At 68.1% G+C, this 25,301-nt stretch carries 25 protein-coding genes; 5 read left to right on the top strand and 20 right to left on the bottom strand.

Annotation, left to right across the window (positions count from 1 at the left end):
- Positions 1–2 precede the first annotated feature (2 nt).
- Entirely contained in the window at positions 3–983 is a 981-nt protein-coding gene (locus CMO28_RS28630; RefSeq protein ID WP_296720656.1) for a BMP family protein, read from the bottom strand.
- A gap of 286 nt (positions 984–1,269) precedes the next feature.
- Here CMO28_RS28630 and CMO28_RS28625 point away from each other — a divergent pair, with 286 nt between their 5' ends.
- A complete protein-coding gene (locus tag CMO28_RS28625) occupies positions 1,270–2,325 on the top strand; it encodes an isopenicillin N synthase family dioxygenase (RefSeq protein ID WP_296720652.1) in 1,056 nt (351 codons plus the stop codon).
- Between the two features lie 50 nt (positions 2,326–2,375).
- Here CMO28_RS28625 and CMO28_RS28620 read toward each other — a convergent pair whose 3' ends face one another.
- The 6 genes from CMO28_RS28620 to proV form a co-directional block, all read right to left on the bottom strand.
- Positions 2,376–3,782 (bottom strand): PepSY-associated TM helix domain-containing protein, encoded by a 1,407-nt coding sequence (locus tag CMO28_RS28620; RefSeq protein WP_296720647.1) that lies wholly within the window; start codon positions 3,780–3,782, stop codon positions 2,376–2,378.
- 37 nt (positions 3,783–3,819) lie between these two features.
- Positions 3,820–4,224: a hypothetical protein gene (locus tag CMO28_RS28615; RefSeq protein WP_296720644.1), complete on the bottom strand. Its 405-nt coding sequence runs from the start codon at positions 4,222–4,224 to the stop codon at positions 3,820–3,822.
- A gap of 62 nt (positions 4,225–4,286) precedes the next feature.
- Complete coding sequence (locus CMO28_RS28610; RefSeq protein WP_296720641.1) at positions 4,287–4,778, bottom strand: cache domain-containing protein; 492 nt, start codon at positions 4,776–4,778, stop codon at positions 4,287–4,289.
- A 111-nt stretch (positions 4,779–4,889) separates the two neighbouring features.
- Positions 4,890–5,774 carry a glycine betaine ABC transporter substrate-binding protein gene (locus CMO28_RS28605; RefSeq protein WP_014744386.1) on the bottom strand — a complete coding sequence of 295 codons (885 nt, stop codon included), beginning with the start codon at positions 5,772–5,774 and terminating at the stop codon, positions 4,890–4,892.
- Between the two features lie 70 nt (positions 5,775–5,844).
- Complete coding sequence (locus CMO28_RS28600) at positions 5,845–6,690, bottom strand: ABC transporter permease (protein WP_062766711.1); 846 nt, start codon at positions 6,688–6,690, stop codon at positions 5,845–5,847.
- Positions 6,690–7,976: a glycine betaine/L-proline ABC transporter ATP-binding protein ProV gene (gene proV, locus CMO28_RS28595; RefSeq protein WP_296720634.1), complete on the bottom strand. Its 1,287-nt coding sequence runs from the start codon at positions 7,974–7,976 to the stop codon at positions 6,690–6,692. Before proV ends, CMO28_RS28600 begins: the two co-directional genes overlap by 1 nt.
- Positions 7,977–8,454: 478 nt before the next feature.
- On the opposite strand from proV, the gene CMO28_RS28590 reads away from it, so the two are divergent.
- Positions 8,455–8,706: a ribbon-helix-helix domain-containing protein gene (locus CMO28_RS28590; RefSeq protein WP_296720631.1), complete on the top strand. Its 252-nt coding sequence runs from the start codon at positions 8,455–8,457 to the stop codon at positions 8,704–8,706.
- On the top strand, positions 8,699–9,028 hold the full coding sequence (locus tag CMO28_RS30010; RefSeq protein WP_416370988.1) for a type II toxin-antitoxin system RelE/ParE family toxin: 330 nt from the start codon (positions 8,699–8,701) through the stop codon (positions 9,026–9,028). The genes CMO28_RS28590 and CMO28_RS30010 overlap by 8 nt, the downstream gene beginning before the upstream one ends.
- Positions 9,029–9,178: 150 nt before the next feature.
- Here CMO28_RS30010 and CMO28_RS28585 read toward each other — a convergent pair whose 3' ends face one another.
- From CMO28_RS28585 to tkt, 13 genes are all read right to left on the bottom strand, one after another.
- The gene (locus tag CMO28_RS28585; RefSeq protein ID WP_014744390.1) at positions 9,179–9,619 is read right to left on the bottom strand and encodes an Hsp20 family protein; all 441 of its coding nucleotides are present in this window, start codon (positions 9,617–9,619) and stop codon (positions 9,179–9,181) included.
- A 307-nt stretch (positions 9,620–9,926) separates the two neighbouring features.
- Positions 9,927–10,148 carry a 50S ribosomal protein L31 gene (gene rpmE, locus CMO28_RS28580; protein ID WP_014744392.1) on the bottom strand — a complete coding sequence of 74 codons (222 nt, stop codon included), beginning with the start codon at positions 10,146–10,148 and terminating at the stop codon, positions 9,927–9,929.
- A gap of 93 nt (positions 10,149–10,241) precedes the next feature.
- Positions 10,242–11,516: a peptidoglycan -binding protein gene (locus tag CMO28_RS28575; protein WP_296720624.1), complete on the bottom strand. Its 1,275-nt coding sequence runs from the start codon at positions 11,514–11,516 to the stop codon at positions 10,242–10,244.
- 74 nt (positions 11,517–11,590) lie between these two features.
- Entirely contained in the window at positions 11,591–12,766 is a 1,176-nt protein-coding gene (locus CMO28_RS28570) for a hypothetical protein (RefSeq protein ID WP_062766757.1), read from the bottom strand.
- 118 nt (positions 12,767–12,884) lie between these two features.
- Complete coding sequence (locus CMO28_RS28565) at positions 12,885–13,409, bottom strand: OmpA family protein (protein ID WP_296720618.1); 525 nt, start codon at positions 13,407–13,409, stop codon at positions 12,885–12,887.
- 160 nt (positions 13,410–13,569) lie between these two features.
- Complete coding sequence (locus tag CMO28_RS28560) at positions 13,570–14,412, bottom strand: inositol monophosphatase family protein (RefSeq protein WP_296720615.1); 843 nt, start codon at positions 14,410–14,412, stop codon at positions 13,570–13,572.
- A gap of 167 nt (positions 14,413–14,579) precedes the next feature.
- The gene (gene efp / locus CMO28_RS28555) at positions 14,580–15,146 is read right to left on the bottom strand and encodes an elongation factor P (RefSeq protein ID WP_014744397.1); all 567 of its coding nucleotides are present in this window, start codon (positions 15,144–15,146) and stop codon (positions 14,580–14,582) included.
- Between the two features lie 214 nt (positions 15,147–15,360).
- On the bottom strand, positions 15,361–16,029 hold the full coding sequence (gene thiE, locus CMO28_RS28550; protein WP_062766729.1) for a thiamine phosphate synthase: 669 nt from the start codon (positions 16,027–16,029) through the stop codon (positions 15,361–15,363).
- Positions 16,026–16,946, bottom strand: coding sequence for a class I fructose-bisphosphate aldolase (locus CMO28_RS28545; protein ID WP_014744399.1), 921 nt, complete (start codon positions 16,944–16,946; stop codon positions 16,026–16,028). Before CMO28_RS28545 ends, thiE begins: the two co-directional genes overlap by 4 nt.
- A 205-nt stretch (positions 16,947–17,151) precedes the next feature.
- On the bottom strand, positions 17,152–17,520 hold the full coding sequence (locus tag CMO28_RS28540) for a hypothetical protein (RefSeq protein WP_296720609.1): 369 nt from the start codon (positions 17,518–17,520) through the stop codon (positions 17,152–17,154).
- Positions 17,521–17,523: 3 nt separating this feature from the next.
- Entirely contained in the window at positions 17,524–18,720 is a 1,197-nt protein-coding gene (locus tag CMO28_RS28535; protein WP_296720606.1) for a phosphoglycerate kinase, read from the bottom strand.
- A gap of 109 nt (positions 18,721–18,829) precedes the next feature.
- Positions 18,830–19,834, bottom strand: a complete 1,005-nt coding sequence (gene gap, locus CMO28_RS28530) for a type I glyceraldehyde-3-phosphate dehydrogenase (protein WP_296720603.1) — start codon at positions 19,832–19,834, stop codon at positions 18,830–18,832.
- Between the two features lie 132 nt (positions 19,835–19,966).
- Complete coding sequence (gene tkt, locus CMO28_RS28525) at positions 19,967–21,976, bottom strand: transketolase (RefSeq protein WP_296720600.1); 2,010 nt, start codon at positions 21,974–21,976, stop codon at positions 19,967–19,969.
- A 407-nt stretch (positions 21,977–22,383) separates the two neighbouring features.
- Between tkt and CMO28_RS28520 the strand changes: the two genes are divergently transcribed.
- On the top strand, positions 22,384–23,814 hold the full coding sequence (locus CMO28_RS28520) for an alanine/glycine:cation symporter family protein (protein WP_296720597.1): 1,431 nt from the start codon (positions 22,384–22,386) through the stop codon (positions 23,812–23,814).
- A gap of 78 nt (positions 23,815–23,892) precedes the next feature.
- Positions 23,893–25,266, top strand: coding sequence for an aspartate ammonia-lyase (locus CMO28_RS28515; protein ID WP_296720592.1), 1,374 nt, complete (start codon positions 23,893–23,895; stop codon positions 25,264–25,266).
- The last annotated feature ends 35 nt before the right edge of the window (positions 25,267–25,301 follow it).

The raw sequence follows: 25,301 nt of genomic DNA, 5'->3' as shown, positions 1-25,301 counted from the left end.
GGTCAGATCTGCTTGCGGCCCGCAGCCAGATCGGCGATCAGCGCCTCGACCTCGGCCTTCACATCGGCGGGCACGGCCTCGTGGAAGCTGCCGAAACGGGCGGCGTCAGAGGTGGCGAGACCGTAGACATATTCCTTGCCGCCGGCCTTGCCGGCCCTGGCGTCTTCCAGGAAGTGCACCAGTGCTGCATTCACATCCATGATCACCGACTGGATGACGGTGTCGGGCCAGTCGACGATGGCGTCGTAATAGATGCCGAAGGCCTTCACGCCGGCTTCCTTCGCCGCGGTCAGCGCCCCGTTCGAGGCCAGATCCATGGTCGGGAACAGGACGTCCGCGCCCTGCGAGATCTGTGCGGAAGCCGCCTCCTTGCCCTTCGCCACGTCGTTCCAGTCGCCCATATAGGTGACCAGGACCTTGGTGCCCGGCTTGCCGGCCTCCGCACCCTTGGTGTAGCCCTCGACCAGTTCGGTCGAGAACTTGATCTCGGTGGCCCCCAGCCAGCCGATGGTGCCGGTCTTCGACACCTTGGCGGCCATATAGCCCAGCACATAGCCGAGCTGGCGGTAGTCGAAATTGATCGTCGCGACATTGCCGCCGGCGGTCGCCCCCGACGAGACCACGAACAGCGTGTCCTTGAACTGCTTCGCCAGGCGGTCGGCCGGGTCCTGGAACTCGCCGCCATGGCCGATCACGATGCCATAGCCGCGCCGGGCGAAATCGCGCATCGCCGACATCTGGTCGGGTTCGGCGACGCCTTCGGCATAGGCGACGTCGATGCCCATGGTCTCCTTGGCCTTCATCAGCCCGTCATAGGCGCTCTGATTCCAGGCCTGGTCGCGGATGCTGCCGGGCAGCACGGCCGCGACACGCAGCGCCTCGTCGGCGGCATGGGCGCGGGGGGCCATGGTGAGCGAGGTGGCGGCGATCAGGGCGGCGAAGCCGGCGATGCCGAGCCGGCGGGCGAAGCGCGAAAGAGACATCCGGGTGCGGTCCTCGGAACAGGGTCAGGGGTGTCCGCCCCGTCTTAGCAATCCCCGTGCCGCAGCCTGCCGGGCCCGGAATGCGGGACGCTTCGACCGGCCACATCACATGGTGTGCACAATTTCCGCACAGACAGCCGGGGGCTGTCTAAATTTTGACCATCCGGTCGGGATTTGCCGGCCCGCCGGCCTGCGGTGGCATGGTCCGGGCGGCTGGTCCGCTTCTTGCTGAGGCCTGCCCTGGACCATCTCCCCCCACCGACATGCCGAACGGAGACGACAGATCATGGCCGTGGTTCAGACCGGCAACGGGCCGCGCGAACTCGTCGACAGCGGGCTCGACGCCCGCAGCCTCGCCTTCACCGAAATCCCGGTGATCGATTTCGGGGCGCTGGTCGACCCTGCTTCCACCCCGGCCGAGCGTCTTGCGGTGGGTGATGCGGTGCGCGATGCCTGCACGCGGGTCGGCTTCTTCTATGTCCGCAATCACGGTGTCGATCCGTCGGTGATCGACGGCACCTACCGGGCCGCGCGCGACTTCTTCGCCTTGCCGATGGGCCAGAAGATGCGGATCCACATCCGCAAATCCACCAACCATCGCGGCTATGTGCCGCTGCTGGAAGAGAACACCGACCCGACTGCGAAGGGCGACCTGCACGAGGCCTTCGACATGGCGCTGGAGGTGCCGGCCGACGATCCCGACGTGCTGGCCGGCAAGACCATGTACGGCCCCAATATCTGGCCGGAGCTGGACGGGTTCCGCCCGGCGATGGAGGGGTATTACGAGGCGGTCTATCAGCTGGGTCGGCGGATCTTCCGGGGTTTCGCCCTGGCGCTGGGCCTGCCCGAGGATCATTTCGAACCGCTGATCCGCAAGCCGATGGCGCAGCTGCGCGTGGTCCACTACCCGCCGCAGCAGGGGCCGATCGACGAACGCCAGATCGGCATCGGCGCCCATTCGGACTACGAGTGCTTCACCATCCTGAACCAGATGGAGGGTGTGTCGGCCCTGCAGGTGCTGAACGGCGCGGGCGAATGGATCGAGGCACCGCCGATCCCGGGCACCTTCATCATCAATGTCGGCGACCAGATGGCGCGATGGACCAACGACGTCTTTGCGTCCACCATCCACCGCGCCATCAACCGGTCGGGCCGCGAACGCTATTCGATCCCGTTCTTCTTCGGCCCCGATTACGACACGCCGATCGAGGTGCTGGACACCTGCACCACCGTCGAGCGCCCGGCGCGCTACCCCACCGTCACCTCGGGCGCATACATCCTGTCGCGCTTCGATGAGACCTTCGCCTATCGCAAGGCCGGCGAGCCGGAACCCGCCGGATGAAGTTCGGGACGCCTGCGAAGGTGTCCCACATTCCCGCGGCGAAGGCCGAACTACAAACCTCTTCGCCGCATGAGGAACAGGATCGTTTCGACCAGCAGGGCCGCGAGCATCGTGGCCCCCATCACCGGGAAGATGATCGCCGGCACCGCCATCAGCGCCGCCGCCTGCGCCTGGCTGCGTCCCTCAGTCTGTCGCGGCGCCCCGAGCCGGCCTTTGGGGCGGCGCTTCCACCACATCACCGGGGCGGCCCCGCACATCACGATCAGGGCGAGGCAGGCGAGCAGCAGGACCAGCCGGTTCAGGGCGCCCCATTCCTGGCCCATATGGATGTTGACGCCCCATTCGGTGGCACGGGCGACCGGGCCGTAATCGGCGTAAGAGGCATCGATCAGCGTTTCGCCGGTCCAGCGGTTCAGATGGATGATCCGCTGATGCGCCAGGTCATGCGGGAAGACCATGGCGGTATAGACCCCGTCGGGCGCCTGGGGCAGGGCCAGCTTGTAGCCGGGGGCGATGCCCAGGGTCTCCACGATCATGCGGGCGCGGTCGATGCCGATATCGGGAACGGCACTGGTCGTGGCGGGGGAGCGGGGCAGGGGGGCGTCCTCCAGCGTCCAGGCGGTTTCGCCCAGCGCCGAGGTCGGCACGGGGCTGGTCGGCACCGCCTGCCAGACCCCCAGCGGATAGCCGAGCCCGGCATCGGTCGCGGCCGAGCGCACGGTCGGCCCCCAGACCTGGCTCCAGGTCATGCCCGAAACCGCCAGGAACAGGATTACCGGCGCCACCAGGATGCCGGTCACGGCATGCAGGTCGCGCCAGAACACCCGGCCTGCCGGGCCGGGGCGGCCGCGAGAGGCCGTGCGGATGCGCAGGACGCCGCCCGGCTGCTTCCCCTCGGGCTTTGGTCCCCGCGGCCACCACAGCCAGATCCCGGTCAGGATCAGCGACACCGTCCAGCCGCCGGCAATCTCGATCAGCAGGTTGGGGATATCGCCGGCGATGATCAGGCTGTGCAGCCGGCGCACCACCATCATCGGGGCGGCGAGATCGGCGCGGTCGCCCAGAACCTGGCCGCTGCGCGGGTCCAGGAATACGGTGATCGCGGTGCCGTCCGCGGTCTTCATGCCGATGCCCGCGCTGCGGTCGGCGGCAGCGGGCGCCAGATACGAGACCGGTCGGGCGTCGGGCAGGGCCGCTTCTGCGGCCTGAATCAGCTCCGAGGGCGGCAGGGTCGTCTCGCCCGGCGCCACCGGCCGGTCCAGTACCAGCAGATGGCCGTCGATCAGCCGGTCGAAGGTGTCCTTGTAGAGATAGATGGCCCCGGTCGAGGCCAGCAGCAGCAGGAAGGGCAGGGTCAGCAGCCCGGCGAAGAAATGCCAGCGCCAGAGCGCGCGATAAAGCGTGCCGGCAAGGCTTGCCGGCCGCGCCGCCGTGGCGGCGGAGGTCGTGACGGTCATGATGTCGGTATCCGGTCCGGTCCGTGGGATCCTGTGATCAGGCGGAACGCGGACGGAAAGGCGGCGCATGGGCGCCGAGCGGCGGGCCGGCCCGGGCCGGCACCGGTGCCACCGCGGCGGCCAGGGCCGGCGGATGGTCGATCGCCGGCAGGGCCATGGGCAGGGCCGGGCCCGCCGGTGCCGGCGGCAGGTCGGGCACCACGACCATGGCGAAATCGCAGAGCGCTCCGCGCCGGTCTTCGGGCCGGCCATCGATGCCGCCATCTGCCGGCGGATCGAAACGCAGACCCAGGCAGGTGACCAGGTCGAAGCGGCCCTCGGCCGCGGCCGTGAGATCGGGCATCACGCCCACCGGCAGCAGGGCGCGCAGCAGCAGCGCCAGGGCAAGCGCCCAGGCGGCAGACGGATGGCGGTGATGCAGGGGCCGGCGTCGTCGGGTCATCCGGCCAGAATGCCCGGGCGGGCCTGTCGCTGCATCTGCGGCGGAATGTCGCAGGATGTGGATCAGGGTTCGGGATAGATGAAGGCCGACACGCCGATCAGCAGATCGTCATAGCGGCGGATCCAGGCCATTTTCGGCAGCACCCGGCCGCTGGCTTCGTGGGCGTAGCTGTACCGGGACCAGCCCTGTCCCTCGGGGGAGCGGGCGATGCGGATCCACTCTTCGATGAAGCGGTTGCCGTCACCGTCGCTGATCCGGCGGAGATTGATGCCGGTCTGGCCCGGCCTGCGGGCATGGGCGCGGCAGGTACCGTTCAGGTCGTAGACGAAGACATAGAGATCACGATCGTCGAATTCGATCGGCCCGCGATTGACTTCGGCAAGGCCTGCGGCGCGGCCATGGGCCTCGAAATAGGCGACCGCGCGGTCTGCCATGGCGCGGGCCTCTTCCGCGGTCTGCCCGGCCTCTCCCGGCAGCAGGGCGGGCCCGGCTGCCGCGATGCCGGGTATGGCCAGCCCGGCTGCAAAGATGCCCGCCTTCCATCCACGTCGCATGTCTGCCTCCCGTTCATAAACGTTCAGGTAGAATATAGGAGGCATCTTCAAACGAAAAGGCCGCCGCCGGTTGCCCGGCGGCGGCCCTGTCATGGGGGTGATCCTGCGGGATCAGCCCTTGATCTCGCCGGTGACCCAATAGTTCACGCGGGCGGGATGGTCTTCGATGTACTTCGCGACCGCATCCTCGTAGGAGGTCTTCTCGGCCTCGGCCATCACCGCCTGCAGCTCTTCCAGCGGCAGCGAGAAGCGGGTCAGGAAGGCGAAGAGTTCCGGATGCTCGCGATCCAGGCCCATGCGCGCGATGGCGTGGACACGCTCCGAACCGCCCAGGGCCCCCTCGGGATCCTCCAGATAGCGCAGGTCATAGGCGCCGAACATCCAGTGCGGGCTCCAGCCGGTGACCACGATCCACTCGTTGCGCTTGATCGCGCGGTCGAGCGCCGCGGTCATCGCCGCACCCGAGGCCGAGACCAGCTCGTAATCAAGGCCATAGGTCTTGATCGCCTCGTCCGACAGGCGCATCAGCCCGGCGCCGGGGTCGATGCCCTGGATCTTGTTGTCCAGCTTCTCGGCCACCTCGGGCTTCTTCAGGTCGGCGATGGTTTTGACCTGATCCTCGGGGATGTAGTTGGGCACGACCCAGCCGAGCTTGGCGCCGGTATACATCGGGCCGAGGTCGATCACCTTACCGGCGACCTTCTCGTAGTAATCGGCATGGGTGTCGGGCAGCCAGGCCATCATCATCAGGTCCAGATCGCCCTTCTCGACGCCCTGATACTGGGGCGCAATATCGGCGAGGGTCAGCTCGACGTCATAGCCCAGGCGGTCTTCCATGACCTTGGCCGCCATCTTGGTGACCGTCTCGGCATCCGACCAGGCGGTCCAGCCGATGTTGATCTTCTTCTCCTCGGCGGCCATGGCGGAGGTGGCCATCGTGCCAACCAGGGCGGTGGCGGCAAGGGCCGTGAGGGCACGCTTCGGGATGAAGCTCATGTCGATCTCCTCAAGGGAATGGTTTCGGGTGCAGGTGACTTGGAAAAGTTCAGATCGTTTGCGACGGACTTCAGCGCTTGCGTCCGCGGCTCCGGCCGAAGCTCTGGGTCAGGCGGTCGAGCACGATGGCCAGCACCACCACGCCCAGCCCGGCTTCAAAGCCCAGGCCGATATCCAGCCGCTGGATGCCGCGCAGCACTTCGTTGCCCAGGCCGCCGGCGCCGATCATCGAGGCGATGACCACCATCGACAGCGCCAGCATGATGGTCTGGTTCACGCCGGCCATGATCGAGGGCAGGGCGCTGGGCAGCTGGACCTTGACCAGCAGCTGGCCGCCGCTGCAGCCGAAGGCACGTCCGGCCTCGACCATTTCGGCCGGCACCTGACGGATGCCGAGATTGGTGAGGCGCACCGCCGGCGGCATCGAGAAGATCACCGTGGCGATGGCGCCCGGCACCTGGCCCAGGCCGAAGAACATCACCGCCGGGATCAGATAGACGAAGGGCGGCATGGTCTGCATCAGGTCGAGCACCGGCCGGATCGCGGTTTCCACCTTGTCGGAGCGGGCGGCGGCGATGCCGAGCGGCAGGCCGATCGCCAGGCTGAGCAATGTGGAGGCGATCACCAGCGACAGGCTGCGCATGGTGGCGTCCCACAGATCCATGCCGACCAGGGCCAGCAGGGCGACCAGGACGAAGACCGCGAAGCCGCGGCTGACCCGCCACAGGGCGATGCCGGTCAGCGCGATCACCATCAGCCACCAGGGGATGAAGGCGAGCACGCTGGCGAAGGCCGAAACCACGGTCTCGACCACGTCGGCGATCGCGTCGAAGGCGGGGGAAAAATTGTCGAGCAGGAAGTCGACCACCGCCTCGACGCCATCGCCGATCGGAAGGGTAAATCCAAGATCGTTCATCACGCGGCCTCCCCGCTGCCGGTTGCCGAGGCGGCATCGACCGCCGTCTGGTCGTCGCTGCCGCGATCGAGCGCATTCAGCAGCGCCCGGCGGCTGACGACACCGCGATAAACGCCTTCGGCGTCGATCACCGGTACCGGATAGGGGGCGGCGGCCACGGGGCCGAGGATGTCCGACAATGCGGCATCGGCGGGCACCGTCACCGGATCGGGCAGATAGGCGGCCCGAAGCACGGCCTCGTGGTCGACAGGCTTGTCGCCATGCTTGCGGTCGCGCTCCGCGATCGCGGCTTCCAGGCTCTCGACCGAGATGACGCCGCGGAAATGTCGGCGACGGTCGTGGACCACGGCGAAGTCGCGCTCGGCACGGCGGATACGTTCAAGCGCCGCGCGCAGATGACTTTCCTGAAGATTGACGACCGTCAGGCCTTCGCGGCGGGCCACATCGGCGGCGGTATAGACCTGGGCCACGTCGACGCCGCGGAAGAAGGCGCGGACATAGTCGTCGGCCGGGTCGCGCAGGATCTCGTCGGGCGTGCCGACCTGGATCATCCGGCCGCCTTCCATGATCGCGATCCGGTCGCCGATGCGCATCGCCTCGTCCAGATCATGGCTGATGAAGACGATGGTCCGGCTTTCCTCTTCCTGGAGGCGGATCAGCTCGTCCTGCATCTCGCTGCGGATCAGCGGGTCCAGGGCCGAGAACGCCTCGTCCATCAGCAGGACGGTCGGGTTCTGGGCCAGGGCCCGGGCAAGGCCGACACGCTGCTGCTGGCCGCCGGACAGCTCGTTCGGATAGCGGTCGGCCAGATGGCCGAGGCCCACTTTCTCGAGCGCGGCACGGGCGCGGTCGCGGCGCTCCGACACCTTCATCCCGGCGACATCCAGCCCGAAGGCGGCGTTGTCGAGCGCGGTCAGATGCGGCATCAGTGCGAAACTCTGGAACACCATGGCGATATCCCGGCGGCGCAGGTCGCGCAGCGTCCTGGTATCCATGGCGGTCACGTCGACCCCGTCGATCAGAACCTTGCCGTCGGTCGGGTCGATCAGCCGGTTCAGCATCCGCACCAATGTGCTCTTGCCCGAACCGGACAGCCCCATGATCACGAAAATCTCGCCCGCGCGGACCGTGAAGTCCACCTCGCGGACCGCCACGGTATTCCCCGTGGCTTCGTGAATGGCGGCGGAACTTTCTCCCTTGGCGATGCGTTTCAGCGCCTGAGAGGGGTGGGGCCCGAAAACCTTGGTCAGCCCCTGGACGACGATCTTTTCGCTGTTGTCGCTCATGCTCCGTCGATCTGATCGGGCTGCCCATCGGGGTGCGATGAGTGCGGCGCCGATGCCGGGCATCACGGAAGACACCAGACAAAAAAGGCCCCGGACAGTCGAGCGGAACCGCCTGACCATCGGGTGACAATCGCATCAGAGATGCGCATAGCCGTTCGTAACGGGCCTATGGGCGCCGACCACGAGTATCCAGACGACATGTATGCCGTTTGGACGGATGGGCCGCCGGTTATGTCCGGACTGACTTCATGCCATGCCCGGAAATCTATGCGTGATCTGTGTGTATCACATTGGGTCTGGTTTGAAAACCCATGGGGTGCCACAAAGTCTGTGAGTGATCACGACACTCACGTAAAACGAGCGTGGCGGTCTGAAATATGCCGTTGGGCGTGGGGACTCCCCAGCCTTGCCGCTGCCCGGCGACGGGGCCATTATCAAGGTGTGTATCGCTCCTGCTTCACGTCCGGGGATCCGACACATGGCTGTCCTGAAGGTGCGCCTGCCCGATGCGGCAGAAGACTGGGTTCGCGAGCAGCTTGGCCGCGGGCGGTTTGGTGATGTCGACAGCTACATCGCTGATCTGATCGCACGCGATCGCGACACCGAGCGCAGCCGGGATGCCCTTGTGGCGGCCCTGATCGAGGGCGAGGAGAGCGGAACGTCCGATCAATCGCTTGGCGACATCCTTCACGAGATCCGCCAGGAGATGATTGATCAGTCGCGTGGATGATGTGGCTGATACGCCGGAGGTGCTCTGGACCAGGCGCGCCAGGGAGGACGTCCGGGACATATACCGATGGACGTTCACGCATTTTGGCCGACGTCAGGCCGATTTGTGGGCAGAGGCGCTGACTCGAGCTACAGACATCATTCGCCGACAGCCGGATATTGGTGCCCGGGCTCCCTTTCCACCGGGGTACCGGCGCTTCCCGTTGCATTCCCACGTCATTTACTACCGGCGTCTTCCGGCAGGTTCGCAGATCGTCCGCATCCTCCACGGGTCACGAGATGCCGGACAGCACCTTGGTGGCCCGCCATCAGAGGAAGCCTGAACGCAAAAAGCCCCCGCCGACAGCGGGGGCTTTCTGGTAGGCGAGGGCGGGGGCCGTTGGGCGCGGCTCCCGCCTTTTGATGTGTCGGTGTCAGGGGGGGGCGGGGCGTTATGCCCCGGCGCCTTGCCGATATTCAGGCCCTACCGATGATCACGCGTTGCCGGCGGCACCGATGGCGATGCGCTTCGGCTGACGCTCCTCGGGGAGCTTGCGGATCAGCGACACGGTCAGCACGCCGGCGGCGAGGTCGGCCGCGGCCACCTCGACATGTTCGGCCAGGGTGAAGCGGCGCTCGAACGAGGCGGGCGCGAAGCCGCGGCTCAGATAGGTGACGCCCTCTTCAGCCGCCTCGGCCGGCTTGGTGCCCTTCACGGTGAGCACGCGGTTGTCGACGGTGATTTCGATCTCGTTCTCGGCAAAGCCCGGGACGGCGAGTTCGATGCGGAAGGTGTCTTCGCCGGTACGGGCGATGTTCACGCCGTCGGTGCGGCCGTCGGCCAGACGGTCGACCAGATCGAACAGCGGCGCGCGGAAGGGATCGAAGCCGCGGGTGGCACGGAACGCGGGGGCAAACTGCAGGAGACCAGCCATGGGTCACATCCTCCGATAGACGAGCAATGTGTGGATCGACCGACGCCGCTGCATCCGTTCATGCGCCCGCTTCGGGGCCGCACAGGGTGGTGGTCGGTCGGTGCCGGTCCGACGCTTCGGCCCCGGCACGACCATGATGTAAGAAGGCCCGAAGCCCGTTCAAGAGGGGGGCACCCACCTCATGCCGGGTCGCACCTGAACCTGCCCCCTCAACGCTGAAACCCGGCATCCGAGCCCCTAGACGGGGACGAGTGCCGGGTTTCAGCGAGGACGCTCCGGAGGGCGGCGCTGGCCGCCCGGCGGTCGTTCAGATGCCGAAGTTCGCGAAACGCTTCTTGAACTTCGCGACCTGGCCGGCCTTCTCGGACAGGCGGACGGTGCCGCCGGTCCACACCGGATGGGTCTTGATGTCGACGTCAAGCTGCAGCGTATCGCCGGGCTTGCCATAGGTCGAACGGGTCTGGAAGGTGGTGCCGTCGGTCATCACCACGGTGATCTCGTGGTAATCCGGATGGATGCCCTGCTTCATGGCGATGCCTCCTCGCGGAAAATTCGAGGCTGCGACATACCATGGACAGGGCAACCCGTCCAGCCGAATAACGTCGGGCCTGGCGGAATCGGCTCACTTGTTGGTCAGCTTCAGCTCGATCCGGCGGTTGCGGCGATAGGCCTCCTGGGTCTCGGCGGTGTCGATCGGATGAAACTCGCCATAGCCGGCAGCCGACAGCCGCCAGGGCGGTACCCCCTGCGAGATCAGGAACTTGACCACCGAAATCGCACGGGCCGCCGACAGTTCCCAGTTGGAGGCGAAGGCGGGGGTGGAGATCGGCCGGATGTCGGTATGGCCGTCGACCTGCAGCACCCAGTTGATGTCTTCCGGAATCTCGCCGGCGATCTGGTTGAGCGCGTCCGCCAGCCGGGCAAGCTGGGCGCGGCCCGGGCCGGTGACGTCGGCAGAGCCGCTGTCGAACAGAACTTCCGACTGGAAGACGAAGCGGTCGCCGACGATCTGGATGTCGTCGCGCCCGCCCAGCACCTCGCGCAGGCGGCCGAAGAATTCCGAGCGGTAGCGGGCCAGTTCCTCCACCTTCGCGGCCAGCGCCTGGTTCAGCTGCCGGCCCAGATCGGCGATGGTCGCCTGTTGCTCCTCGCTGCGCTTGCGGCTTTCATCCAAGAGGCCGGAAAGCCGGGCCAGTTCCTGGTTCAGCCGCTCCAGCTGTGCGGCCATGTCGGCGACCCGGGCCTCGGCGGCGTCGGCGCGCTGCTTCTGGCGGTCGGCGCGATCCAGCGCCGCATCGACGCTGGAGGCCTGGGCCTCGATCGCCGATTTCGCGTCGGCCAGCTGGTCGCCGGCGCTCTGCAGCGCCAGCGCGCGCTGATCGGCCGTCTGCTCGCTCGCCACCAGCCGCTCGTCCAGGATGCGCAGCCGTTCTTCCAGCTCCGCCACCCGGTCGTTCAGGCTGCGCTTGTCGCTCTCGGCGCTTTCCAGCGCGGTTGCGATCCGCGCCCGCTCGGTCTCGGTGGCCTGCTGGGTCTGGGCTGCCTCGTTCAGCGCCTGTTCAAGGGCGGTGATCCGCTGGTCGGCCTCGGACACCCGCGCCGCCAGGCTGTCGCGCTCGGCGGTGGAACGTTCCAGGTCGCTGGAGACCCGGTCGAGCGTGGTGCGCAATTCATCCGCACCGGCCTTTTCCAGGTTCAGAAGCGCCGTGATCTCGTTGAGCTGCCGCGTCAACTGGTCCAGCTTCTCCTCGCGGCCCGACAGGGCCTGGCTCAGATAGAACTGGGCCAGCATGAAAACCACGAGCAGGAAGATGATGACCAGCAGCAGCGACGACAGAGCGTCGACGAAGCCGGGCCAGATGTCGCTGCCGCCCTGTTTGCGGCGATAACGGCGCATGAGCGTCGATCCTTGGAACGCTGACGGGGCATCGGGTGGGATGCCGGCAGGGGCTGACGAAGAGGGCGTCCGGCTCAGCGCCGGGCGTCGTCCTCGGCGGCAAGGGCCGCGATGGTGCGGGCAAGCAGGCGGACCTCGGACCGGATGTCCTCTACCGCCTGCTGCCGGCCCTGGGGAATGTCTTCGACCATCCGCGAGAGCAGGATGTCGACATTGCGCAGATGCGCGCGGCTGGCCTCGTCGAAGCCGTCATCGCGGTTCTGGGCATCCACCAGGGCGGAAAGCAGGGGTTTCAGATCCTTCTGCTGTTCGGCCATCTTGACCAGCACGGTCTGTTCGACGCGCATCTGGTCGGTGAGGGTGGCGAGCCGTTCGGTCAGGGCCTTCAGGTTCTCGTCGCCCTGCCGGCGGGCCTCTTCAGAGCGCTGCAGGGTGCGCTTCAGATCCGAGAGGTTCTCGGCGGTCTGTTCGACCAGTGCCGCCAGATAGGCCCCGGCGCCGGGCGCCCCCTCGATTTCGATCGCACCGGCACCGCCGCCGAGCTTGGTGAGGCGCGAGAACCATTCCTCGACTTCGTTGAAGAACCGGCCCTGGGCCTGGCCTGCCTGAAGGTCCAGGAAACCCAGCACCAGAGAGCTGGCAAGGCCGAAGAGCGAGGACGAGAAGGCCGTGCCCATGCCGGCGAGCGGCGCTTCCAGCCCGGCCTTCAGGTCGTCGAACAGCCGCCCGACATCGCCGGTGCCGACCGAGAGATTGCCGATCACGGCCGCGACCGCGGTGATGGTCTGGATCAGCCCCCAGAAGGTGCCGAGCAGGCCCAGGAAGATCAGCAGGCCGATGATGTAGCGGCTGATTTCCCGGCTTTCATCCAGCCGCGAGCCCAGGCTGTCGAGCAGCGAACGGCTGGCGAGCGGCGACAGCTTCGCGTCCTCGCGGGTCTGCGACATCATGCCGGCGATCGGCGCCAGCAGATCGGGGGTGGGCGTCGCCGCCATGCCCGGCCGGTTCTGGCGGAAGCCCTCCAGCCAGGCGACCTCGCCGTTCAGCCGCCAGACATTGCGCAGCGTATAGGCGCAGCCCAGCACCGCGGTGCCGATGATCAGCGCATTCAGGACCGGGTTGGTCATGAAGGCGTCGATCAGGGTCTGTCCAAGCAGGGCCGCCACGGCCAGCGCCAGGACGAGGAAGATGATCATCCGCACCAGATAGCGCTGGGGGCGGGTCAGGGTGTCGGTCGTCGGGCGGGCCATGCGGATCAACCCTTGCTCTTCGATCGGTGTCTGGCATGCGGCCGGACGATGCCGACCTGCGGGCAGGGGAATATGTGGTGGGGGAACGGCGGCGGCCGGCCCGGAAGGCCGACGCCGCTCATCCCGCCCCCCGGATGTCGAGATCGACCCGGTCGGCGGGGCCGTCGGGGGCGGCGCCGTGTACCTTCAACTCGATACGCGTCGGGCCGATCCCGGCGCCCGACAGGATCTCGCGCACCGCCAGCGCCCGGTCGAGCGCCAGCCGCCGCGCGGCATGGGGCGGCGCATCGGCGGCGGCGGTCGCATAGGCATCGACCAGCACGCGCGTCCGGTCGGGCAGGCCGCGGGCGAAATCTTCGACCGCGCGCCGCCCGGAGGTCGGGATGTCGGCGCTGCCGGTCTCGAAGGGAATGGAAAGGGGGGCCTGCGATACGGCCTGCTGGGCCGCCGCGGTGGTCGCCGTTCCGGCCGCCAGCGGCAGCAGGGCGGCCAGACCGGTCATGACGGCGACCAGTGTGCGGCGGGCCATGGTGCGGCGGATGGGGCGGCGGCAGAGGGCGGGCGCGACACGAACGCCCCGGCCATGGGGCCGGGGGGTGCTGCGCTGCCGGGCGGTGGATGTCGGCGTCGACGCGGGCGTCATGGCATCCTGATGGCTGATCGCCTGCGGCCGTCATGCGGCCGCACGGCAGGACCGGCCGGTGCACCGGGGTGCGCCGACCCGTCCAACCATAGCCCACCCGCCGAAGCAGCGGCAAGCCCGGCGGGTATGACTGCGCCCCGCCGTCGCAGGATCGCCGGCCTTACGCCTTGGCCGGCGCCTCGCCCGGGCGGCGCGGCCGCCTGGCCAGCATCGTGCTCAGCACCTTGTGGGTCTGGCCGTGGACGGTGGTGTTGCCGGCGATGATATGGCCGCTGGTCAGCATGCCGTCGCCGCCGGTCAGGTCGCTGACGAAACCGCCGGCCTCGCGGACCAGAATCACGCCGGCCGCCATGTCCCAGGGCTGCAGGTCCAGCTCGAAGAAGGCATCGAAGCGGCCGGCCGCGACATAGGCGAGGTCCAGCGCCGCCGAGCCGAAGCGGCGGATGCCGCCGGTGTTCTTCATCATGCCGGCCAGCATCTTCAGGTATTCGGTGTGGTTGGGCTTGTCGGCGCGCGGAATGCCGGTGGCGACCACGCAGTCGATCAGCTGCCGCCGGGCGGCGACGCGGATGCGGCGGTCGTTGACGAAGGCGCCATAGCCCTTTTCGGCCGAGAACATCTCGTCGCGCAGCGGATCATAGGTCACGCCGGCGATGATCTCGCCCTCGCGCTCCAGCGCCACGGTCACGGCGAAATGCGGGATGCCGTGCAGGAAGTTGTGGGTTCCGTCCAGCGGATCGATGATCCAGCGATGCGACGGGCCGTCGCCCGAGCCCTTCACCTCGCCGCCTTTCTCCATCAGGAAGCCGAAATCGGGGCGGGCCTTGGCGAGCTCGGCGCGCAGCACCTTCTCGGACTTCAGGTCGGCGCTGGACACGAAATCGGCCGGGCCCTTGCGGGACACCTGGAGGTTCTCGACCTCGCCGAAATCGCGGATCAGGCCGCGGGCGGCCTTCTGGGCGGCACCGATCATGACATTGAGGATGGGGGAACGGATGGCCATCGGTGGCAACTCCCGGGCACGAGGTCGTCGGACGAACAGAAAGAACGGGGCAGGGGGCCGCGCGGGCGCCGTCGTCCAAGGACGAAGCGCCCCCGCCGGCGTGGAACCGCCTGCGGGGGCGCATCATGCCCGAACGGGGCGCGGGACGGAACTGCGGATGCCGCAGGTCAGTCCTTCGCGCGCTCCAGATAGGTCTGGTCGGCGGTCATCACCACCACGCGGGTGCCGGTTTCGATATGCGGCGGCACCATGATGCGCACGCCGTTCTCCAGCAGGGCCGGCTTGTAGGACGCGGCGGCGGTCTGGCCCTTCACGGTCGGCTCGGTCTCGGTGACCTCGAGGATGACCGACTCAGGCAGTTCCACCGACAGCGGCTCTTCCTCGTAGGACGAGACGGTGACGGTCATGCCGTCCTGCAGGAAGACCGCGGCGTCGCCGGCCAGATCCCGGGGCACGTTGATCTGCTCGTAGGTCTCCTGATCCATCAGGGTCAGCATGTCGCCGTCGGCGTAGAGGTACTGATATTCCTTTTCGTCCAGCCGCACGCGCTCCACGGCTTCCGAGGCGCGGAAGCGCTCGTTCAGCTTGGTGCCGGTGCGGATGTCCTTCAGCTCCACCTGCAGATACGCACCGCCCTTGCCGGGCTGGGTGTGCATGGTGCGGCGGGCGACCCAGAGCCGGTTCTGATGCTCGATGATCATGCCCGGGCGGATGGCGTTGCCGTTGATCTTCATGGCCTGCGGTCCTTCGTTTCCGGCCCCGCTCAGCCGCCGGACAGGCTGCCGGGGCGGGGGGCTCGGGACGGGTCTTCGGGATGGCGCTGGTCGAACAGGGGCGATGATAAGGGGCGCCGCCATCCCGTGAAATCGCCGCCGCCCCGGGTCTCGGAGGCTGACGGAACGCCGCGGGTCCGCGCGGCCGCTGCCGCGGAGAGGAACCCTCGGGCCGTCAGCCCCGGTCGGGGACGGGGCCTTCGTCTTCGAGGGCCCGCGCAATCTCGCGGTTGAAGTCGGCGACCGCCTGGGCGGGGCCGGCCTCGTAATTCCACACCCCGGCGGTGACCGCCAGGAAATCGGCACCGGCACGGACCAGGGCTGCGCAATTGGCGACCGTGATGCCGCCGATGGCGACGCAGGGCACTTCCATCAGCTCCTGCCACCAGTCCAGCAGATCCAGCCCGGCGGTCGCCGGCGGCGTCTTGGTGGTGGAGGGGAAGAAGGCGCCGAAGGCGACGTAATCCGCCCCCTCTTCGGCCGCGACCATGGCGCGGTGCCGCGAGGCATAGGCGGAAACACCCAGGATGGCGTTGGGCCCCAGGATCTTGCGGGCCTTGGCCTGATCCATGTCGTCCTGGCCGATATGGGCGCCGTCGGCCCCCATTTCGGCGGCGATGTCGGGGCGGTCGTTGACCAGCACGGCGACACCGCGCGGCTGGGCCACCGGCAGCAGCCGCTCTACCGCGCGCCGGACGTCGTCGTCGGCCGCATCCTTCAGACGGATCTGCAGGCAGGCGACGTCACCGCCGTCGAGCGCGCGGGCAAGCGTATCCGCGAACGCCGCCGGCACGAAGGCCGGCGGCGTCAGCAGATAGAGGCGGCAATCGCGGGACGCGCTCACGCCTTGCCCTGATAGATCTTGATGATCTGGTCGAGCAGGGCGAGGGCCTCCTCACGCGGGCGCTGGAAGGTGTTGCGGCCGATGATCGAGCCGTTGGCACCACCGTCGCGCAGCTGCCGGATCTCGTCCATCAGCTCGTCGGTGCCCTTGGCGTTGCCGCCCGAGAACACCACGATGCGGCGGCCGGCGAACGAGGCCTGCATGACGTGCGAGATGCGCTCCGCCAGCGTCGAGCGCGCGATGTCGAACTTCTCGTAGACCTTCTTGGCCTCGTCCTGCTCCAGATCGGCGGTCGGCGGCTTCACCTTGATGATGTTCGCGCCGAGCAGGGCCGCATGATGGGCGGCGTAGGCGCAGACGTCGAGGGCGGTCTCGCCCTTCTTCGACAGCATGCCGCCGCGCGGATACGACCAGACGACCACGGCGACGCCCTTCGACTTCGCCTCGAGGGTCAGCTCGCGCAGCTCCTCGATCATCTCGAACTGGTATTCCGAGCCCGGATAGATGGTGAAGCCGATGGCCGCGCAGCCGAGACGCAGGGCGTCGTCGACGGTCGCGGTCACGGCCTGGTCCTTCTCGGTCGCCAGGCTGTTGGAGCTGTTGACCTTCAGGATGGTCGGGATCGCACCGGCAAAGGTGTCGGCACCGGCTTCCAGCATGCCGAGCGGCGCGGCATAGGCCGACAGGCCGGCATCGATCGCCAGCTGATAGTGGTAGTGCGGGTCATAGGCCGGCGGGTTCGGGGCGAAGCTGCGCGCGGGACCGTGCTCGAAGCCCTGGTCGACCGGCAGGATGACCAGACGGCCGGTGCCGCCCAGACGGCCTTCCATCAGGATGCGGGCGAGGTTCGCCTTCACACCCGGGTTCTCGCCTTCGTAATTGGCGAGGATCCGCTTCACGCGCTGAGTGATCTTCATCCGGTCGTCGTTCCCTGGCTGATGCGCCGGCGGCGCCAGAGGCGGCCACCTTTGCTGTAAACTCCTGGTCCGGCGCTGAAAAGCAGTGCCGGCCGCGGGGGATGCCCGTCCGATGCGCCTTGTAACCGAGACGTGCGTGATTTGCAATCACCCGACCACGGTGGGGGGCGCGACAACTTCGTGTCAGCGGCCCCGACAAGCCGCCTCAGAGGGGGTCTTGGGGCGTTCGTACCCTGGTTTCGGGGGCGGCGGCGGCGCAGAGCGTCGTGAACACCGCCGGTGAGGTCTCGATCACCGGATCGGCCAGCCCCGAGGCTGCCAGCATATGGGCGCGTGCGGCATCGCTGCCGCAGTCGACCACCAGCCGGCAACCGGCGGTTTCAGGGCGCGCGGTCAGCGCCGCGGCCAGTTCCCGGATCCAGCCGATCCCGCCCGCGGCCATCAGGCCGGGCGGGGTGGTCACCGCGGCGGGCACCGCCCGTCGCCCGTCCCTGATCGCATCGGCGAGGGCGGTGATGTCGGCGAGCGCCGCCACCGCCGCCACGCGATCATCCCCGCCTGCACCGGTCGTCATCGGTCAACGGGAAAGCGCTGCCACGCCGGGCAGTTCCTTGCCCTCGCAATATTCGAGGAAGGCGCCGCCCGCAGTGGAGACATAGGTGAGCGCGTCGACCACCCCGGCATGGGCGAGGGCCGCGACCGTATCGCCGCCGCCTGCGATCGAGGCGAGCGTGCCGGCGCCGGTCAGCTTTTCGACCGCCTTCGCAACCGCCACCGTTGCGGCATCGAAGGGCTGGATCTCGAAGGCGCCGAAGGGGCCGTTCCAGAGCAGGGTCTTCGAGCCGGCGAGGCAGGCTTCGACCTCGGCGACGGTCCTGGGCCCCACATCCAGGATCATCTCGTCGGCCTCGACCTCGGCCACATCGACGGTGCGGTTGTCGGCCCCGGCCTTGAACTCACGCGCCACCACGGCATCGACCGGCAGCACGACCTTGCAGCCGGCGGCCTCGGCCTTGGCCAGAATGCCACGCGCGGTCTCGGCCAGATCGGCCTCGCAGAGCGACTTGCCGACCGCGATGCCCTGGGCATGCAGGAAGGTGTTGGCCATGCCGCCGCCGATGATCACCGCATCGACCCGCGCGACCAGATTGTTGAGCAGATCGATCTTGGTCGAGACCTTGGCGCCGCCGACGATCGCGGCCACCGGGCGCTGCGGCTCGGCAAGCGCCGCCCCCAGGGCCTCCAGCTCCGCCTGCATCGACAGGCCGGCGGCGGTGGGCAGACGCTCGGCCAGACCCACGGTCGAGGCATGGGCGCGATGGGCGCAGGAGAAGGCGTCGGAGATGAAGACCTGGCCCAGGCTCGCCAGCGCATCGGCGAAACCGGCCTCGTTCTTCTCTTCCCCGGCATGGAAGCGCAGGTTTTCAAGCAGCGCCACATCGCCGTCGCCAAGCTTGCTGACCACGGCCGCGGCGGCGTCGCCGATGCAATCCTCGGCGAAGGCGACCGGACGGCCGATCGCGGCGGCGAGCGGCGCCGCCACCGGCTTCAGCGACATCGACGGCACGACCTTGCCCTTGGGCCGGTCGAAATGCGAGAGCACGACCACCCGGGCACCGCGTTCGGCCAGCGCGCGCACCGTCGGGGCCTGGCGCTCGATGCGGGTCGCGTCGGTGACGACACCGTCCTTCATCGGCACGTTCAGGTCCAGGCGGACAAGGACGACCTTGCCGGCGACGTCGATCTGGTCGAGGGTCTTGAAGCTGGCGGGCATGGGGGAGCGTTCCGTTCTCGCGAGGGAAGGGCCGTCTGAGAGGCGATCTGACGACGATCTAAAGAAACGGGCCCCGCGCATCGCTGCGCGGGGCCCGCATCGGACAAGATCAGAGCTTGCCGAGCGCCACGGCCATGTCGGCCATGCGGTTCGAGAAGCCCCACTCGTTGTCATACCACGACAGAACACGCACCAGCGTGCCATCGATCACCGCGGTCTGGGTGGTGTCGAAGCTCGACGAATGCGGGTCGTGGTTGAAGTCGATCGACACCAGCGGCTCGCTGACCACGCCCAGAACGCCCTTCATCGGGCCCTCGGCGGCGGCGCGCATCGCGGCATTGACCTCGTCGACCGTGGTGCCGCGCTTGGCGACGACGGTCAGGTCGATCATCGACACGTTCGGGGTCGGCACGCGCACGGCGACGCCGTCCAGCTTGCCCTTCAGCTCGGGCAGCACCAGGCCGACCGCCCGGGCGGCACCGGTCGAGGTCGGGATGATCGACTGCGCGGCGGCACGGGCGCGGCGCAGATCCTTGTGGGCCACGTCCAGAACCGGCTGGTCGCCGGTATAGGCGTGGACCGTGGTCATGTAGCCATGCTCGATGCCGATGGTGTCGTTCAGCACCTTGGCGACCGGGGCCAGGCAGTTGGTGGTGCAGGACGCGTTCGACACCACGGTGTGCTCAGGCGTCAGGCCGGCCTCGTTCACGCCGAACACCACGGTGTAATCGGCATTGTCGGCCGGGGCCGAGACCAGCACCTTGCGGGCGCCGGCTTCCAGGTGCTTGGCGGCGGCATCACGCTTGGTGAAGATGCCGGTGCACTCCAGCGCCACGTCGACCTTCAGCTCGCCCCAGGGCAGCTTGGCCGGGTCGCGTTCCGAGGTCACCTTGATCGGGCCGGTGCCGACGTCGATGGTGTCGCCCTCGACCTTGACCTCGCCGTTGAAACGGCCATGGACCGAATCGTACTTGAACAGATGGGCGTTGGTCTCGGCAGGCGCGAGATCGTTGATCCCGACGACCTGGATGTCAGTCCGGCCCGACTCGACGATCGCACGCAGAACGCCACGGCCGATGCGGCCGAAGCCGTTGATCGCCACCCGAATGGTCATGCCTTCCTCCGAACTGTCTTCGACGTGGGGGCGCCGACCGCCTTGGCGGCGCCCCTGGGGGGTTGTTACGGTCGCTGCGGCATCCCGGATCGGCCAGCCCCCGAACGGGGGAGGCCGGGACCGGATCCCCGGTCAGACGCGCGCGAGTGCGGCGTCGACCACGGCCTCGGCGGTGATGCCGAAGTGACGGTAGAGTTCGGGCGCCGGCGCGCTGGCGCCGAAGCCGGTCATGCCGATCACGGCGCCCTTGGGGCCGGTCCAGCGTTCCCAGCCGAAGCCGATGCCGGCCTCGATCGCAATGCGGACGACGTCGCCGCCCAGCACCTGGGCCTGATAATCGGCCGGCTGGGCTGCGAACAGCTCCCAGCAGGGCATCGAGACCACGCGGGTCGGCACGCCTTTGGCTTCCAGCGCCTCGGCCGCGGCGACCGCGATCTCGACTTCCGAACCGGTGGCGAGCAGCACGGCCTTAGGTGCGGCCGAGGCCTCGCGCAGGATATATGCGCCCTTGGCCGAAAGGTTCCCGGCCGACGCCTCGAGGCGCAGCTGCTTCAGGTTCTGGCGGCTGAGCGCCAGCACCGAGGGGCCGTTGGTCCGCTCCAGCGCCGCCGCCCAGCATTCCGCCGTCTCGACCGCGTCGGCCGGACGCATGACCGCCACATTCGGCATCATGCGCAGGCTCATCAGATGCTCGACCGGCTGATGGGTCGGGCCGTCCTCGCCCAGGCCGATCGAGTCGTGGGTCATGACATAGATGACCCGCTGCTCCATCAGCGCCGACAGACGGATCGACGGCCGACAATAATCGGTGAAGACCAGGAAGGTTCCGCCATAGGGGATGACGCCGCCATGCAGCGCCATGCCGTTCATGGCCGCGGCCATGCCGTGCTCGCGGATGCCCCAGAAGACATAGCGGCCGTCGAATTCACCCGGCGCCACCGGCTTCATGCCCTTGGTGCGGGTGTTGTTCGATCCGGTGAGGTCGGCCGAACCGCCGATCAGTTCGGGGATGGCCGGCACCAGCACTTCCAGTGCCATTTCCGACGCCTTGCGGGTGGCGACGGTCTTGGGCGAGGCGATCAGGCCGGCGATGTAGTCGTCGAGCGCCTGCTTCCAGCCCGCCGGCAGCTCGCCCGCCATGGCGCGGGTGAATTCCGCCTGCGTCCCGGCGTCCAGCGCGCCCAGGCGCTGTTCCCAGGCCGCGCGTTCGGCGGCACCGCGGGCGCCGGCATGGGCCCAGGCGGTACGGATATCGGCCGGGATCTCGAAGGGGGCATGCGGCCAGGCCAGCGCCTCGCGGGTGCCGGCGATCTCTTCGGCGCCCAGTGCCGCGCCATGCACGCCCGAGGTGCCGGCCTTCTTCGGCGCGCCATAGCCGATGACGGTACGGCAGGCGATCATCACCGGCTTGTCGGAGCTGCGCGCCCGGTCGAGCGCGGCGGCAACCGCCTCGGCATCATGGCCGTCGACCGCATCGGTCGCCCAGCCGGCGGCCTCGAAGCGCGCCCGCTGGTCTTCCGAGCTGGACAGCGACACCGGGCCGTCGATCGAGATGCCGTTGTCGTCCCAGAGCACGATCAGCTTCGAGAGCTTCAGATGGCCGGCGAGCGAGATCGCCTCCTGGCTGATGCCCTCCATCAGGCAGCCGTCACCGGCGATGACATAGGTGTAGTGGTCGACCACCGACCCGCCGAAGCGGGCGGCGAGCAGACGCTCGGCAAGCGCCATGCCGACCGCGTTGGCGATGCCCTGACCCAGCGGACCGGTGGTGGTCTCGATGCCCGAGGCATGGCCGTATTCGGGATGGCCGGCGGTGCGTGCGCCCAGCTGGCGGAAGTTCTTCACCTCGTCCAGCGTCATGTCCTCGTAGCCGGTCAGATGCAGCAGGGCATAAAGCAGCATCGAGCCGTGGCCGGCCGAGAGCACGAAGCGGTCGCGATCGGCCCATTTCGGGGCCTTGGGATCGAACTTCAGGAAACGGGTGAACAGCACGGTGGCCGCGTCGGCCATGCCCATCGGCATGCCCGGATGGCCGGAATTCGCGCGCTCGACGGCGTCCATGGCAAGGGCGCGCACGGCATTCGCCATGTCACGCGGCGTGGGCGCGGTGGTCGCGGTGGCATCGGTCGTCTGAGCGGTCATGGGCCTTCACGCAAGCGTTCGAAGAGGGGCAGCGGCCGGCGCAGGGCCGACAGGGAGCGCCACGGGCAAAGCGGGCCTGCGGTGCGCGCGGGCAATTGCACGCCTCAGCGACCGCGTCAACCACCTTTAACGAGTGCCGTGCGGCGCAAAGATGGCGGGGTGTCATCTCTCCGTCAACCGCCTATTTCCGCAGCGCCTTCCCGTTGCGGGCCAGGGATCGCCGCATCCGGGCCCGGCAGGGGCCGCCCGCGGGGCGCCCTGGCATGCCTGGTTCACCCTGGCGCGTGAACAGCACCAAACTGCATCAGGTTGCAGCCAACAGCGGAATCCTGCGGCGTGCGGGGTCTCTCTACCATGACGCTCATCCATAACGGGCCGGATTACGGCCGTGGGGCAGGAGGGAGACGATGGAGTTTCTGACGGCGTTCTTCGGAGCGATCGACAATCTGACCTGGGGATGGGCGCTGATCCCGATCCTGGTCGTGTTCGGCGTGTTCCTGACGATCATGTCGGGCTTCGTGCAGTTCGTGTTTTTCCGGCGGATGTTCCGCGTGCTGGGGCGCGGCGCCAACAATGCCGATCCGAACGCGATCTCGGCGCGGGAGGCGCTGCTGGTCTCGGTGGGCGGGCGTGTCGGCGGCGGCAACATCGCCGGTGTCGCGGTCGCCATCACGCTCGGCGGCCCGGGTGCGGTGTTCTGGATGTGGGCGATCGCGCTCTGCGGCATGGCGACCAGCCTGATCGAATGCACGCTCGCCCAGCTCTACAAAACCCGCGACGGCGAGGGCGGGTTCCGGGGCGGGCCGGCCTATTACATCCGACGCGGGCTCGGCGGGCGCTACAACTGGCTGGCCATCGTCTACGGCATCTGCCTGATGGCCTCGTTCGGCTTCGGCTTCAATGCCTTCCAGGGCAACACCATGGCCGGCGCCCTGCATGACAGCTTCGGCATCGACCGCCTGTGGTCGGGCATCGTGATCGTCGCCGTCACCGCGCTGGTCATCTTCGGCGGCATCAAACGCATCGCCCGGGCGGCGGACGTGGTGGTGCCGGTCATGGCGCTCGGCTATATCGCGGTCGCCATTCTGGTCATCGGTCTCAACATCGCCGATGTGCCCGACATGCTGTTGCGCATCGTCCGCTCGGCCTTCGGCTTCGATCAGGCGGTGGCCGGCGGCATGGGGGCGGCCATCGCCCAGGGCCTGCGCCGGGGTCTGTTCTCCAATGAAGCGGGCCTGGGCTCGGCCCCGAATGTGGCCGCCACCGCGCTGGTCCGCCATCCGGTCAGCCAGGGCATCACCCAGTCGCTGTCGGTCTTCATCGACACCATGCTGATCTGCACCTGCACGGCGCTGATCATCCTTTTGGGCGACGTCTATGTTCCGGGTGCCCAGGGCATCGACGGCGTGGCGCTGACCCAGCAGTCACTGGCCAGCCATCTGGGCGATGCCGCGCGCTATCTGCTGACGCTCGCCATCCTGCTCTTCGCCTTCTCGTCGATCATCTACAACTACTATCTCGGCGAAAACGGCCTGGCGGTGATGACCCGGTCGAAGCCGGCCGTGCTGGCGCTGCGCCTCGCCATCCTGGCGATGGTGTTCCTGGGCGCCGCCGCCCCGCAGGCGACCTCGGTGTTCTTCTTCTCGGACCCGATGATGGGCCTGCTCGCCCTGGTCAATCTGATCGCGATCATCATGCTCTTCCCCGTGGCGATGCGGGTGATCGACGACTACCGCACCCAGCTGAAGGCCGGCGTCGCCCGGCCGGTTCTCGATCCCGCGCGCTTCCCGGATCTCGACATCGATCGCAAGGCCTGGGATCCGACGGTCTGGAAGTAGCCCGGACCCGACTGCCGGGGCCGTTCCTTCCGGACGGCCCCGGTCCCACCCCCGCACATCACAGCCTGGATCAGACCGATGCACCACACCATGCGCATCGAAGAGGACGGCCTTGGCCGCATGCCTCTGCCCGAGGATTGCCTCTGGGGCATCCACACCGCCCGGGCGATCGCCAATTTCCCGATCACCGGCATCCCGCTGTCGCTGTTTCCCGAATTCGTCCGGGCGCTGGCCTGGGTGAAGATGGCGGCGGCCCGCGCCAATCTGGCGCTGGGCGGGCTTGCGCCCGGAAAGCACGACGTGATCGTGGCGGTCGCGGCCGAAATCATCGAGGGCCGCCATCTGGAGCATTTCCGGGTCGACATGATCCAGGGCGGTGCCGGCACCTCGACCAACATGAACGTCAACGAGGTGATCGCCAATCTGGGCCTGATCCGCATGGGGCATCGGCCCGGCGATTACGACCATCTGCATCCGAATGACGACGTCAACCGCTCGCAGTCGACCAACGACGTCTATCCGACGGCGCTGAGGCTGGCGATCGTCGACCAGTGCGCCGCTTTCCGCGACGCCCAGCTGCGGCTCTGTGCCGCCTTCGATGATCGCGCGGCGGCCTTTGCCCATATCCGCAAGATCGGCCGCACCCAGCTTCAGGATGCCGTGCCGATGACGCTGGGCCAGGAATTCGCCGGCTTCGCCGCCACGATCCGCGAGGACATCGCGATCATCGCCCGGCTGTCGGAGCTGCTGCTGGAGGTCAATCTGGGCGGCACCGCCATCGGCACCCGGGTCAACACGCCCGATGGCTATGCCGAACGCGCGGTCGCCGAACTGGCCCTGGTCTCGGGGCTGAAGGTGACGCTCGCCGGCGATCTGGTCGAGGCGTCGTCGGACACCGGCGCCTATGTCACCTTCTCGGGCGTGCTCAAGCGGATCGCGGTCAAGTTGTCCAAGATCTGCAACGATCTGCGCCTGCTGTCCTCGGGGCCGCGATCCGGCTTCAACGAGATCCGGCTGCCGGCGATGCAGGCGGGCAGTTCGATCATGCCGGGCAAGGTCAACCCGGTGATCCCCGAAGTCGTCAATCAGGTCGCCTTTCAGGTGATCGGCAACGACCTGACCGTCACCATGGCCGCAGAGGCGGGGCAGTTGCAGCTCAACGCCTTCGAGCCGGTCATCATCCTCAACCTGCTTCAGTCCATGCGCATGCTGATCAGGGCCATGGACACGCTGGCCACGCGCTGCGTCGCCGGCATCGAGGCGAATGTCGCCCAATGCGAGGGGGCATTGGAGAACTCGCTGGTGCTGGCCACGATGCTCGTCCCCCATATCGGCTACACACGGGCCGCCCGGGTGGCGAAGACGGCGCTGGCAGACGGGGCAGGGGTTGCCGAGACCGCTCAGCGGTTGGGGTTCGGCAGTCATGAGGAGATCGCCGCCTGGCTTCGCTGACGCGGAGCCGGTGCGGCGACGGATCGGGGGAGCTT

It is taken from the genome of Tistrella sp. (assembly GCF_002684955.1).
Taxonomy (GTDB): Bacteria; Pseudomonadota; Alphaproteobacteria; order Tistrellales; family Tistrellaceae; genus Tistrella; species Tistrella mobilis.
Note: the sequence above shows the minus strand (reverse complement) of the source record. Positions and strands in the feature narration are given on the sequence as shown.